Origin of the sequence: Streptomyces yokosukanensis, assembly GCF_001514035.1 — a bacterium.
Taxonomy (GTDB): Bacteria; Actinomycetota; Actinomycetes; order Streptomycetales; family Streptomycetaceae; genus Streptomyces; species Streptomyces yokosukanensis.
On sequence record NZ_KQ948215.1, the window covers coordinates 214,867 to 227,684 of the forward strand.

General features: G+C 75.3%; 11 protein-coding genes. 7 read left to right on the forward strand and 4 right to left on the reverse strand.

Annotated features, from left to right (window positions below):
- The first annotated feature begins 23 nt into the window (after positions 1-23).
- The 6 genes from AQI95_RS25315 (at position 24) to AQI95_RS25340 (ending at position 8,087) form a co-directional block, all read left to right on the forward strand.
- Positions 24-1,229 carry an AAA family ATPase gene (locus tag AQI95_RS25315; RefSeq protein ID WP_067128138.1) on the forward strand — a complete coding sequence of 402 codons (1,206 nt, stop codon included), beginning with the start codon at positions 24-26 and terminating at the stop codon, positions 1,227-1,229.
- A 30-nt stretch (positions 1,230-1,259) separates the two neighbouring features.
- On the forward strand, positions 1,260-2,054 hold the full coding sequence (locus tag AQI95_RS25320; RefSeq protein WP_067128141.1) for a hypothetical protein: 795 nt from the start codon (positions 1,260-1,262) through the stop codon (positions 2,052-2,054).
- 3 nt (positions 2,055-2,057) lie between these two features.
- The gene (locus tag AQI95_RS25325; RefSeq protein ID WP_067128144.1) at positions 2,058-2,327 is read left to right on the forward strand and encodes a hypothetical protein; all 270 of its coding nucleotides are present in this window, start codon (positions 2,058-2,060) and stop codon (positions 2,325-2,327) included.
- Positions 2,324-3,010, forward strand: a complete 687-nt coding sequence (locus AQI95_RS25330) for a soluble NSF attachment family protein (RefSeq protein ID WP_067128147.1) — start codon at positions 2,324-2,326, stop codon at positions 3,008-3,010. Before AQI95_RS25325 ends, AQI95_RS25330 begins: the two co-directional genes overlap by 4 nt.
- A gap of 305 nt (positions 3,011-3,315) precedes the next feature.
- A complete protein-coding gene (locus AQI95_RS25335; protein ID WP_067128150.1) occupies positions 3,316-4,923 on the forward strand; it encodes a hypothetical protein in 1,608 nt (535 codons plus the stop codon).
- Positions 4,920-8,087 (forward strand): WD40 repeat domain-containing protein, encoded by a 3,168-nt coding sequence (locus tag AQI95_RS25340; RefSeq protein WP_067128153.1) that lies wholly within the window; start codon positions 4,920-4,922, stop codon positions 8,085-8,087. The genes AQI95_RS25335 and AQI95_RS25340 overlap by 4 nt, the downstream gene beginning before the upstream one ends.
- A 9-nt stretch (positions 8,088-8,096) precedes the next feature.
- On the opposite strand, the gene AQI95_RS25345 is transcribed toward AQI95_RS25340, so the two are convergent.
- The 4 genes from AQI95_RS25345 to AQI95_RS25360 all read right to left on the reverse strand — a co-directional run bounded on the left by AQI95_RS25345 (position 8,097) and on the right by AQI95_RS25360 (position 11,527).
- Complete coding sequence (locus tag AQI95_RS25345; protein ID WP_067128156.1) at positions 8,097-8,306, reverse strand: radical SAM-modified peptide, FtsH ternary system-associated; 210 nt, start codon at positions 8,304-8,306, stop codon at positions 8,097-8,099.
- Positions 8,307-8,310: 4 nt separating this feature from the next.
- Positions 8,311-9,354 carry a radical SAM protein gene (locus AQI95_RS25350; RefSeq protein WP_208614256.1) on the reverse strand — a complete coding sequence of 348 codons (1,044 nt, stop codon included), beginning with the start codon at positions 9,352-9,354 and terminating at the stop codon, positions 8,311-8,313.
- A 59-nt stretch (positions 9,355-9,413) separates the two neighbouring features.
- The gene (locus AQI95_RS25355; RefSeq protein ID WP_067128159.1) at positions 9,414-10,571 is read right to left on the reverse strand and encodes a hypothetical protein; all 1,158 of its coding nucleotides are present in this window, start codon (positions 10,569-10,571) and stop codon (positions 9,414-9,416) included.
- A 131-nt stretch (positions 10,572-10,702) separates the two neighbouring features.
- Positions 10,703-11,527, reverse strand: coding sequence for a hypothetical protein (locus tag AQI95_RS25360; RefSeq protein WP_067128162.1), 825 nt, complete (start codon positions 11,525-11,527; stop codon positions 10,703-10,705).
- Positions 11,528-11,812: 285 nt separating this feature from the next.
- On the opposite strand from AQI95_RS25360, the gene AQI95_RS25365 reads away from it, so the two are divergent.
- Positions 11,813-12,430, forward strand: coding sequence for a methyltransferase family protein (locus AQI95_RS25365; protein ID WP_067128164.1), 618 nt, complete (start codon positions 11,813-11,815; stop codon positions 12,428-12,430).
- Positions 12,431-12,818: the final 388 nt, after the last annotated feature.

Below are 12,818 nucleotides of genomic sequence, written 5' to 3' on the forward strand. Positions count from 1 at the left end.
ACGGCCACGAGACAGGAGGCGCGGTGAGCTGGGGCCAGGACAGCGTCGACACCATCAGGGACCTGGAGTACGTACGGCGGCGGCTCGACGGCGAGTTCGTCGGCCGGGACCGTGCCGTACGGCTGCTGCAGCTCGCCGTGGTCTGCCGCGAGCACGCGCTGCTGCTCGGCCCGACCGGCACCGCCAAGAGCGAGCTGATCTCGGCCCTCGCCCGGCACATCGAGGCCCGCCGCTTCAGCTATCTGCTCACCCGGTTCACCGAGCCGTCGGAGATCTTCGGCGCGCTGGACTTCGAGCAGTTCCGTCAGGGCACCTACCAGGTGCGCACCGAGGGCATGCTGCCGAGTGCCGAACTCGTCTTCCTGGACGAGGTGTTCCAGGGCAGCAGCGCCATCCTCAACACCCTGCTGACCCTGCTCAACGAACGCCGGTACCACAACGGCGCGCGGGCCGAGGACGCCCCGCTGATCAGCCTGCTCGGCGCCACCAACGACATACCCGACGATCCCGGCCTGACCGCGTTCTCGGACCGGTTCCTCATCCGGCTCCAGGTCGAGCCGGTGGGCGGCACCGATCTGGAACGGCTGCTCCAGGTGGGCTGGGAGCACGAGACGCGCCGGTTCACGAACGCCGTCCAGGCGGCCGAGCGGGCGCGGGGCACCGACCCGTCCGCGCGGACCCGCACCGAGCACACCTCGGGCACGGTGACCGTCGAGCGGCTGGGCCGGCTCACCCTGCGGCTCAAGGACGTCGACCTCGATCCGGTGCTCGGCGAACACCGGGAACTGGTACGGCAGTTGCTGATCCAAGGGGTCAGGCTCTCGGACCGCCGCCTGGTGCGCAGCCTGAAGCTGGTCGCCGGGGCCGCGCTGCTGCGCGAGTCGCGCACCGCCGCACCGGTGGACCTGTGGCCGCTGGCCCACATCTGGACCGACCCCGCGGACCGCACCACGGTCGAGGAGGCCGTACAGGCCGTGGTGGAGAAGCACGGCGGGGAGCCGGGACGGCGCCGCCGCCCCGACCACGAGATCCTGCTCGACGCCCGCGAGGTCGGCGCCCCCCTCACCGCCGCCCGGCAGCCCAGCGAGTGGAGCGTCGTCGAGGGCCTGCACAAACTCGCCGACCTGTCACGGGAGTTGAGGGAGCAGCCACCCGTGAACACGCAGACCGAAGCAGAGCTGTCTCGTATCATTGCCGAAGTGAACGCCCTGCTCGACCAGTTCGAGTGAGGACGGGAACACACAAGGGGGTACCCCAGCATGTGCAATCCCCGACGGGTCCGGGTCCGGGCCTCCAGCCGGCTCACCCGCATCTGGCAGGAAGAGCTGCGCCGCACCGGCCGGGCCAGCGCCGAGGTGGCCGGCGAGGCCACGCTGCGGGAGGCCTTCGGATCCCTGCTCGGCGCCCCGGCCCGCCGGGCCTTCGAGGCCGCGCTCGGCGCCGACACCCGGTGGACCTGGCAGGACGGCGCCTACCGGCTCGACCTGGACGGCGGCACGGTCGTCTACCACCTGGACACCGGCGAGATCGAGATGACCGCCCGCCTCAGCGACATCGTGACCGCCGAGGCCGAGGTGGTCCGCACCCTTGAGGGCACGGTCGAGGTCGACGCCACCGCCGAACACACCGAGAAGTACTACGACGACAACTGGGCGGGCCTGAGCAAGTCGGTGGCCGAGCGCTCCGCCCGCGCCCAGGCCCAGGAGCGCGCCGACCGCGACGCCGCGGAGAAGGGCGCGCGCCAGGAGGAACAGGAGCGGCTCGCCGGCCGGCGCCGGCTGGCCGGACAGCGCGACGCGATCGACGCCGAGGCCCACGCGGAGGCCGAACGCCGGGCCGCCACCGAGGCGGAGCGGCGTCGCGGAGAACTCGAACGGGACGCCGAGACCCGGCTCCTTGAGGCACGGACCGGCTTTCTGCGCCCGGTGCACGAGGTGCTGGCCGTCGCCTACCGCGACGCCATCGTGGAGTACGCGCGCGAGCACGGCGTGCGGGACATCCAGATCGACGAGTCGGACGGCACGCTCAACATCCAGTTCGAGATGGAGGCTTGAGCGATGCGGGTCAGGGTCGAGTTCCGGTACAACGCCGAGACCGGCGAGGTCGAACTGTTCCAGGTGGACGACATCGGCCGCACTACCCGGATCGAGGACCACGACGCCACCCACGAGGAGATCGCCTACGCGATCGGCCGGGTGCTGGACCGCAGGCCCGGCGTGGCCGAGGTGGTACCCGACCGGGAGCGCGAGCCGCAGGCCCAGCGGATCACCGAGACCGACGAGGGCACCGGGCAACAGCACCACGAGCAGAGGCGCGACCACGCATGACGAGACCGCCCGACCTCCTGGCACGCGCGGCCCACTGCTACGAGCAGACGGGCGACTACGCGCAGGCCGCCCGCTGCCACGACGAGGCGGGCCATCCGCTGAAGGCGGCCGAGCTGTGGGAGCAGGCCGGCGATCCGGTGCGGGCCGCCGACCACTGGCTGCGCGGCGGCCGGCCCCGCCGCGCCGCCGAATGCCTGCTGTCGGCACGCCGGTTCGAGGCGGCGGCCGAGTGCTTCGAGCAGGGCGGCGACCTGCTGGGCGCCGGATGGATCCTGGTCACCCGCACCCGCTCGTACGCCACCGCGGAGCACCTCTTCGCCCTCGCGCAGTCACGGACGGCCGGTGAGCGGCTGCGGCGCAGACTCGGCCGGCAACTGGCCGCGGCCCGCGCCTACGGCGAGAGCGAGGCACTGTTGCGGACCCTCACGGAGGTACCGGAGCGCATCGGCTCGCTCGCCCCGGCCCGCGAGCGGGCCGAGGTCGAGCAGTGGGCGGTCACCGTGGCGGACCACATCCGCCGCCCGGACCTCGCCGCGCTGGTGTTCGCCGCCTCCTTCCGGGCGGGCGTCACCGGCTGCGCCGACCGCTGGCAGCACTGGGCCGCCCGCACGCTCGGCGACACCACCGGCGTCCCCGCCGGACCCGACCCACCGAGCCCGGCACCGGTCCCCGGGCCTGACTGACCACTCCCGCCCGCCCCGCGACACCGGCACGGACTCCCGCCGAGGGCGTGGCGGCATCCCCGGTCGCGTCGCCGAACCGCCCATGCGGCGCCCCGGGGCCGCACCCGGCCGTGCTCGCGCCGGGACCCCCGGCCAGGGCCGGTCCGGCGCCTCGCGAGCGCACGCACCGGACGGCACCGGGGCCCGCCCACCGGGCGGACGACGGCACGGGGCGGACAGGCTCCAGCCGAGCGGCACCACCAGATCCGTACATCGGGGGAACGATGAGTACTCTTTGGCCGCGCAAGAAGCGGACTCTCCCGCCCGTGTTCCCCGCACGGCCGGCCAACCCGCCTCCGCCCGCCGAACCGCGCTTCAGGGCGGTCCGCGTGACCCCGCCGGACCACACCCTGCCGCCCGCGCCGCCCGACGAACCCCCGGCCGCCGACCCGGGGGAGCGGGGCGAGCCGGCCGGCTGGTCGGCCGCCGTCCGGTTCCCGTCCCCCCGCGCCGCCCTCGGGCACACCGCGGCAACCGCCGAACTGGGCCCGCCCGGCCTGCGCAGATCGCCCGACGACCACTCCGTATGGGCCCTGCTCACCCCCGGACACCAGCCGGGCCTGCAGCTGGCCGCCGGTTACGGCGGCCTGGTCCACCAGGCCGACACCGACGGCCTGCTGTGGCCCGACCGGCCGACCGCACGCCTCCCGCAGGCCTTCGGCCATCTGGCCACCGTCGCCGGTTGGGAGCCGGTGTCCCTCGCCGAACTGGCCGCGCACAGCCCGGCGGCCGCACCGCCGCCCGGCCTGAAGGAGGTCTCCGTCCTCGCACCGGGCGCGCTGGGCCGCTGGCTGCTGCGCCGCTGCCTGGCCGCGGGCGTGGCGACCACCTTCACACCCGTGGAACGGCTCGCCCCCGACGGCCGGCCGGACGCCGGCTGGCTGCTGCTGCGGCTGAACGCCGTGGACGGCCCCGTACCCGCCGGGCTGGTCGAGGCCTGCGGCCGGCTGCCGGGACCCGTGGCCTGCCGGGCCGCCGACCCGGACTGCCGGGTCCTGGTCGACCTGCGGCTGCGGCTCCCGCTGGACGACGCCGTCCTGCTGGAGGAGGTCCCGCCCGGACGGCACCTCGTCGTGGAGCGCGCCCTGTCCGGACCGCCCTGGCAGTGGCGGCCGCTCGGCGACCCCGCCGCCGGTGAACTCCTCGACGCGCGCCCGGTGCTGAGCAGCGCCCCGCCCGCCCGCACACCGGTGCCCGTCCCGGCCCTCGGCCCGCCGCTCCCGGTCCGCCTGGTGGCCAGTGCACGAGCTCCGCACCGGGTCGACGCCGTACTGATCGCGGACGGCGAACTCGACGCACTGCGCCGCTTTCTGCGCACCCGGCCGCTGCACGAGACCGCCGTGGTCGCGTTCGGCCCCGGCCGCCATCTGGTGACCGAGCCGCCCGGACTGTGCCAGGCGCTGCCCTTCGGCATACCCGTCCACCAGACCGGACCGGGCGCCCTGTACCTGGAGAGCGGCTGCGTGCTGAACCCGCCGCTGCCGGACACCGCACGCGACGAGGTCCTCGGCCTCGGCCCCGACGTCATCACCGTGCTGTGCCGCGACGGCGCCTGGCGGCTGCGCGTGGCCGACGTACGCCCCGCCTGGCAGCTGTGGATGCCCGCCCCGCCCGCCTTCGCGGCCGGTCTGTCCGAGCCCGCCCGGGAACTCCTGGATCGGCTGGGCGAGGCGATGCCCGAACCGGAGCCCGCCGCACCGGCCGCGGCGCGCACCCCCGAGGCCGAACGTCGCCGGCTGAACCAGATCGCCATGGAGCACTCCCTGCGCGGCGAGTACCGCCGGGCCGCCGAACTGCTGGAGCAGGCCGGGCACTTCCAGCGCGCCGCCCAGATGTACGAGCGGGCCGCGGCCGAACTGGGCGAGGGCCTGTGAGCACACCGCCGGCCGGCGCCTGGAGCGCCCAGCACCTGCTCACCGTGCCCACGGCCGACGCCCGCTGCCTGTGCCTGTCCCCGGACGGCACCGGACTGGTCGTGGTGCACGGCGGCCTCGTGGAGCGCCACGACGACGAGGGCCGCGTCGTCTGGCGGCTGCCCTGGCCCGGCCCGCCACCGGCGGCCGACCGGCACCCCGGCACCGACGCGGCCGTGTGGACCCCCGACGGCGACCGGCTGTTCCTGCTCGTCGCGGGCCATCTCGTCCTCGTCGACGCCGACACCGGCGAGCCCGTCGAACTGCCCGCGCACCTGCACACCGAGGGCGAGATCACGGCCCTCGCCCTCTCGCCCGACGCCCGGCTGCTGGCGGCGGGGCTGCACACCGGCGACGTCCTGCTGCTGTACCGCGCCGAGGGCACGGTGACCCGGCTGCGCGGGGTCGACCCGGTGGTCGAGGTGTGCTGGATCCCGGGCCGGCAGGACACCCTGTGCGTGGCCACGGCCACCTCCGCACAGCTGTGGGAACCGCACGGCGGCACCATGACGGGCACGCTCGGCGGGCTCTTCGAGGGGCTGCGCCGGGTGGCCTGCTCGCCGGACGGCCGGGCCATGGCCGTCGAGGACTACGCGGGGCTGCGGCTGCTCGACCCGGGCTCCGGCCGACAACTGCGGCGGGAGTTCGTGCCGTACCGCATGGACGCGCTGGCCTTCAGCCACGACGGCTCACTGCTGATCGCCGGCTGCGAACTGGAGGGGCTGCGCGTCCTCGGCCCGCGCCTCGACGCCCTGGGCCGGCTGCCGGCCGAGGTGACCGGGCCGGGCGCGCTGAGCCTGTCGGCGAGCGGACTGTTCGCCGCCCGGCTCGACGCGGACACCGTGGCGGTGTGGGAGCCGTCCGGCGCGGTGCCGCGCCCGCACCGGCGCCGGGACCCGGCCGCGCTGCGCCGCTGGGCCAACGCGATGGGCCTCACCGTGGGCAGGGTGCACACCCGCAGCGGGGAGCGGCCCCCCGGGGTGCTGCGCGCGGTGCGGCTGCCGGCGGCCGGACTGGCCTGTGCGGCACCGGTCCTCGCGTGGTCGCCGGACGGCACCCGGCACTGGTGCGAGTCGGGGCCGGGCCGCGTCCTGGAGTTCGCCGCCGACGCGACGAGCCCGCTTCGCGAGGCACCGGTGCCGAGCTTCCCGCACGGCTGGTACGACGCCGCCTGCCTGGCCGGCGACCGCCCCGTCCTGGTGCTGGCGGCCCACAACGAACGGGGCGTCAACCGGCTGGTGGACCCGCACGACGGCGCCGTGCTCGGCGAGCGCGCCGCGGGGCAGGCGGTCGCCGCCGATCCGGTCCGCCCCCTGCGCTGGGCGGTGCCCGAACCCGGCGCCGACCCACGGCAGTTGCTGGTGCACGACCTGGCCGAGGACGCCGGCGGCCCGCAGCGACTGCCCGTGGAGGACGGGGTGCGCCGCCCCGCCTGGTCCCCGGACGGCCGCCACCTCGCGGCCGGCACCCACGGCCGGATCATCGTCTGGAGCACCGGCCCCACCGGCCGCTGCCGACGGGTGCGGGTCCTGGACTGGCCCGACCCGCGGGCCATGGTGTGCCGGGTGGCCTGGTCCCCGGACGGCAGCCGGCTGGCCGCCACCCCGGGCAGCGCCGGCGGCCCGGTCGTGGTCTGGGACACCGGCACCTGGCAGCGGCGCAGGACGTTCGGCGAGGCCGGCGGCCGGGACTGGGCGCCGGCGCTGTCCTGGTGCGCCGACTCCCGGCTGCTGGCGTTCGCCTCCGCCGACCAGGACTCGGTGGCGGAGGTCTGGGACGCCGAGGAGGCGCGCCGGATCCGGGTGCTGGTGCCGCCGGAGGGGGTCGGCGGGCATCTGTGGACGCTGCGCTGGTCACCGGTCGGCGACCAGCTCGCGGCCACCTACAACTCCGGTGGCGCGATCCTGTGGGAGCTGTTCACCGGCGGCCCGCGCACCGCCGCGGCCCCGGTCCCGGCGAACGGCCAGGAGGAGCTGATCCGGCTCGCCGTGCTCGCAGCCGTGCACGGCTTCGGGGTGCCGCTGGACCTGCTGGCGGACGTACTGGCGCTGCTGCGCGGCAGCACCCCGCCCCGGCTGCGCGCCCTCGCCGACCACCGCGGGCTGCACGCGCTGCGCGAACTGGCATGGCCGGGGCCCGCGTTGGCGGGACTCGCGCTGCTGCTGGTCGCGGACCTGCCCGCCGACCCGGCGTATCTGGCCCCGCCCGAGGTCGTCCCGGCCGATCTCGCCCAGGCGCTGGGCCGGGCGCTCACCGGCTCCTCGATCCCCGCCCGGAGGTCCGCACCCAGCCTCACCGAACTGACCGCGGCACTGGGCACGGTGGACGACCGGGTGGTGGCGCTGCTGCGCATCCTCGGCCCCGAGGCGGTGGCCGCCGATCCCACCCTGCCCGCCCGGATGCGCCGGCTGCCGCTCTCCCTCACCCCGCCCGGACCCGCACAGCGCGCCCTGCTGGGTCTCAGGCTGCTGGACGGCGACACCGGCCTCGCCATGGGCGGCGCGGGCGGCACCGGCCGCTCCGGGCTCGCCCGGCACGGCCCCGCCGACCGGCTGCTGCCCACCCAACTCGCCCTGCCCACCGAGCTGCTCAGGGCCCGGCACGCCCGCGAGGAACTGCTGTACCGCACCAGCAGCGGCCGGCTGCCACGCGATCCGCACGGACTGGTGCTGCTGCTCGACGACACACCCGCCACGCACGGCAAGGTCGGGTCCGTGCTGCGGCTCGCGGCCCATCTGATGGCCGCCACCGTGCTCCGGCTGGGGCGGCCCTGCGCCCTGGTGCCGCTGGGCGAGCCGTGGCGGGCGCGGATCCTGCAGGGCCCGGAGGACCTGGTCCATGTGTGGGCCGCGGGGCCGTTGACGGCGGGTGACGCGCCGACGGCGTTCCGGGAGGCCGAGGCGGTGGCCGCCCGGCTCACCGCCGACATGTCCGGGCCGCCGCGGATGGTGCTGCTGTCCCATCCGTATCTGCGGTCCGCGCCGCGGCCCGGACTGCGCGAACTGCGGGTGCACTACCCGCACATCCCGTGGCGGGAGCCGGCCCGGCACCGCCATGTGCTGCCACCGGAGCCGTCACCGGAGGAGCTGCGGACGGTGCTGACGGCGCTGCTGTCGGACGAGTGAGGCCGTCGGTCAGCCGCAGAGCATCTGCTCGATCGCGTCCGGCCCCAGCGTCTCCAACAGCCGCTCCAGCACCTCCGGCCGGAAGGCGTCCCCGAGCACCTGCACACCCCCGCCGTCGACGCGGATGCTGATGCGCACCAGACGCCCCTCGGGATGCTGCTCGTACTCCTCGGGCTGGATCAGGTCGGGAATGTGCTCGACCATCCGGTAGTCGGCCATGGGGTCACCATCGTCCTTCCACTGCGGTGCCGCACCGTGGGCACCTGCCGTCGTCGAGCGCGTTCTCGTCCAGGGCCCAGACGTCCCGGGCCACCACGGCGGTACGGCAGCGCGGGCACCGGGTGGCCCGCCCGTCGGCGCCCAGGGCCCGCTCGACGTACACATGCCGCAGTCCTTCCTCGTGCCCGATCCGCACCCCGGCCGCGAGGTCGGCCACGGGCGTGGGCGCGTGCCCGGTGCGGCGGTGGGCCGGGGTCGCCCGGACCAGATGCCAGGGGATCGCCGGGTCCAGCGCGGCCAGTGCCCGCGCGATCGGGCGCAAGGTGCCGGGTCCCGCGGTGAGTCCGGGGATCAGCGGCGTCGACACCTCCACCCACACGCCGCGTTCGCGCAGCCCGGCGAGGGAGTCGAGGACCGGCCCCGGCCGGGCGCCGGTGAGCGCGCGGTGGTCGTGTTCGTCGAGGGTCTTCACATCGACGTTGACGGCGGCGACATGGCGCGCCGCGAGGTCGACGGCCTCGGCGGTGAGGAAGCCGTTGCTCTTCCACACCACGTCCACGCCGAGCGGACGCCCCGACTCGGCGAGCGCGGCCGTCAGTTCGATGGCCAGCGAGGGTTCGGTGTAGGAGATCGCGACACATCCCCGACGCCCGGCGGCCTCCCCGACCACGTCCCGCGGGTCCACCGGCGCGGCGTCCCAGCGGACCGAGTCCACCCGGCCGTACTGGGACATCCGGTGGTTGATGCAGTAGTCGCAGGCGAAGGTGCAGCCGGGCGCGGCCAGGGTGAGACAGGGCGTGCCCGGCCGGTAGTGGTACAGCGGCTTGCGCTCGACGGTGTCCCAGTGCCGTACCGACGACGCGAAGGTCGCCGTCTCCAGCCGGTCCCCGGACCGGCGGCGCACCCCGCACAGCCCCGTCTCACCGTCCTTCAGCGCACAGCGGAAGGGGCACAGCAGACACTGCACCAGTCCGTGCCGCTGCCGATGGAGGACCGCCGGCGTCCACTGCATGCCCATGTACGGACCCCCGTCCGGTCGGTGCTCCATCGCCAGGGTAGCCTCCGCTCCGCTCAACTCACCGGGAAAGCATCCGGCTTGGCCCGCGTTCAGCCGACCGCCCCGGGGCCTGGATCCGGCGCGGCGTCGAGCGCGGCCAGCACGGCACGACCGGCCTTCTCGTGCGCGCGGCCGCGCTCGGCCCCAGGCGGGTCCGCGGACGGCGCGGCCCGGGTGCCGGCGGACCGCAGGCGCAGCACCTCGGACACCGCCCGTTCCCCGACGGCCCGCCCGTCGTACCCGGCGGGGTCGTACTGGAAGGCGAGGGCGGCCGCGGCCAGCACCCCGGTCGCCGAGGGGCACCGGGACGGCCCGCCCGCCAGCAGCCGCCGCGCCCCTTCGGACACCTCCGCGGGGCCGGCCGGGCGGCCGGTGGCGAACAGTTCGGGAAGCGACAGCCCGTCCAGCCCGGACCAGCCGCCCGCCACCATCGCGCCGGCCACGGCACGGGCTTCGTGGTCGCGGTCGTCCGCGGTGCCCGCGTGCCCGGCCAGCCGGGCGGCGGCACCGGCCAGCCGCAGCCGGGCCCCGGGCGGCGGATGCGCACCGTCGAAGTCCACCTCGTCCACGTCGGCCTCGGTGTCGAGCAGTTCCGCGAGCACGGCGGCGTAGGCGGGTCCGCACAGCACGGCCGCGCACACGTCGGCGAACGCCTCACCCGCCCAGCGCTCCCAGTGGACGGTGCGGTCCGGCGGCAGGGCGGCCGTCGCGACCCGGCGGCGGATCTCGTCGCCGAGTCCGCAGTCGTCGTCGATGTGGTGGGCGGCCTCGTGCGCCACGGTCAGCAGGGCGGGCAGATGGGAGCCGAAGGACCAGGGCACGTCGATGACCGGGAACGGCAGCCGCGCGGCGGCCTCGCGGCCCTCGCGGGTGTGGACGCCGCCGCGGGGCAGCAGATCGTGGTAGGCGCTGCCCCGGCGGTGGGCGCGCGGCGAGGCCGCCCGGCTGAAGCCGACCAGCGGCGGCTCCTTGGGGCGGGCACCGGCGAGTCCGAGGACCGGGCCGTAGCACTCCCACGCCAGCTCGTCGGCGACGTCCAGGAAGCGGCGGTAGGCACGGACGCGGCGCAGCAGGAACCGGGTGCGGTAGAAGTCCCACACATGATGCAGGTCCAGGACCCGGCCGGGCACCTCGTCGCCGCGTCCGTCCGTGAGCCGGGCGCGTACGTCGGCCACGCCCACGCCGAGCAGCGCGAGCACCGCGTCCACCTGGCTGCGGTGCTTCTCCAGCGGCCCGCCGGCCCGGCTCGCGTCCTCCCAGCGGCGCAGCTCCTCCTCCAGCCCGGTGACCGCGTGCCGGTGTGCGGCGGCGCGCCGGGCGGGCAGCGGGGCCGGGGCCGTCAGGGCACGTCCCCTGCCGGCTCGGGTTCCGCTACGGGCTGCGGCGGGGCCTCCAGGACGGCCGACGGGTCGTCGCCGGCCTGCTCCAGCAGCAGGGGCGGCACCGGTTCGGCGTCGAGACCGCGTCCGGGTTGGACGGGCCCGTACTCCTCGCGCACCCCGCCGAGCCAGGTGTCGCGCAGCCGTACGACCCGGTAGAGCGGTGTGAGGGTCTCGCCGATCCATTGGAAACCCAGGTGCCGGCCCCCCGCGACCTGCGCCGAGCCCGCCAGGTCGAGCAGCTGCAGCGGCTCCGCGCCCACGGACGTGGACAGGCGCAGCTCGGCCGAGGCGCCCGCCTCGGCGGCGACCAGCACGGCGGCGCTGTCGGCCCGGACCACCTCGGTCACGGCGAGCAGTCCGGCGTCCCACCGGCCCTCCCAGTAGCTGCGCACGAGCGCGCCGGCCAGGGCACGGGTGTCCGGCATCCCGCTTCCGGTCAGGCCCCGGTACACGACCAGTGCGGCTCGCTGCCTGGCGAACCGCAGCAGCACACCGGCGTCCGCGTCGGCCAGCGCGGAGAAGAGCGGATCGGTGGCGCCGGACGCCTTGAAGCGGAGGTCGATCCCGCCCCCCGCGTCGTGCACGAACGCGCCGCGGGCCTCGGGCGCCGTCTCGGCGAAGGCGATCCGCCGGTCGGCCAGCGTCCCGGCCGGGCGCACGGAGGCCCGGGACGCGTGCAGCACGTCCCCCACGGCGACCTTCTGGAGCAGCGGCCAGGCCAGCCACCAGTCGCCCCACGCTTCGCGCATGGCGTCCCGGTACACGGCGAACGCATGGACCACGGCGTTCAGCTCCTCCCAAGTCCCAGCCCGGCACCTGCGCGCAGGCTAGCAGCGACACACCCGGGACACGCCCGAACTGCCCTGATCCGCGGGGGCCTTGGGACACGTGGCGGCGTGGCGCGGCACCTGCCGTCCGTCTGTGCGTCTGCCCGTCCGTCCGCCTCTCCGCCCGTCCCCCCGGTGCACGTCCGGGTGGCCTCCATCCGTGGACGGAGGCAGGTGGAGACCTCTCCATCGACCCGTGGGTGGTGGTGATCCACTGCGTGCGCGGAGCAGTCTGGAGGCATGGCATCTCTGCACTCGGCGCTCGTCCTGATCACCATGGTCTGCGTGGTGGTCTTCGTCGCGGCCTGGATCGTGGGCGCTGTCTACTTCGGTGTGAAGAGCCAGAGAGGCGTGCGCGGCTGGGCGCGTGGACTGCGCCGGTCGCTGCCGCGCCGGCTGCTGCTCATCGCGGGGGCCTATGCGTTCTCCGTCCTGGTCGGCCGCTCCCGGGGCTTCTGGCGGCACCTGCAGTACTGGCAGCCCGAGCTGGCGGTCCTCGGCGTCCTGCTCGCCCTCGCCTCCACCGCCCTGCTGCTGTGGGCCCGCTGGGTGCTGGGCACGATGTGGGCCAGCGTCCCGACGGTCCAGGACCACCACGAGCTGCGCACGGACGGTCCCTACGGGCTGGTCCGCCACCCCATCTACACCGGCCTGCTCGGCCTGATCGTCGGCACCATGCTGGCCTGCGGTTTCGGCGTCTGGACGGCCTGCCTGGTGGTCGCCGTGCCCTGGCTGCTGCGGCGGGTCAGGTTCGAGGACGGCCTGATGGCCCGCCGGTTCGGCGCCGCCTACGACGCCTATCGCGCCGAGGTCCCGGCGCTGATCCCCCGAAGCGTCCGCCATCACCGTCCGGCGTGAGCGCCCTGCCGTGCATTTCTTTTGAAAACCCCTCGGAAACAAACGATCTGCGGTTGGACGTCGAAATGGCCGGATCTTGTTGTGGCCGCCGGGCCTTGCCGACCCTTCTGTCTCACCTGTTGAGAACCCCGCGAATTCACCTTCTCCTCGATCATTCCGAAACGGGGTAATTCTCGCCATTGGCTTGATAGATACCTCTTTCTTCCGTCAGGATGGCCGAAGTTCACCCAGGCCACACGCTGGTTCCCTACTCTCGGTGTGGCGTTCATTACGCCGCCGAAGAGTGTCTTCGAGGCATGCTCAGGGAAGATGAAGACCCATGGTGCGAATGTGCCCGCGTAGTATGCTGGCCGAGCCATGAGGCATAGGGGCGTGAAGAACAGGGGGA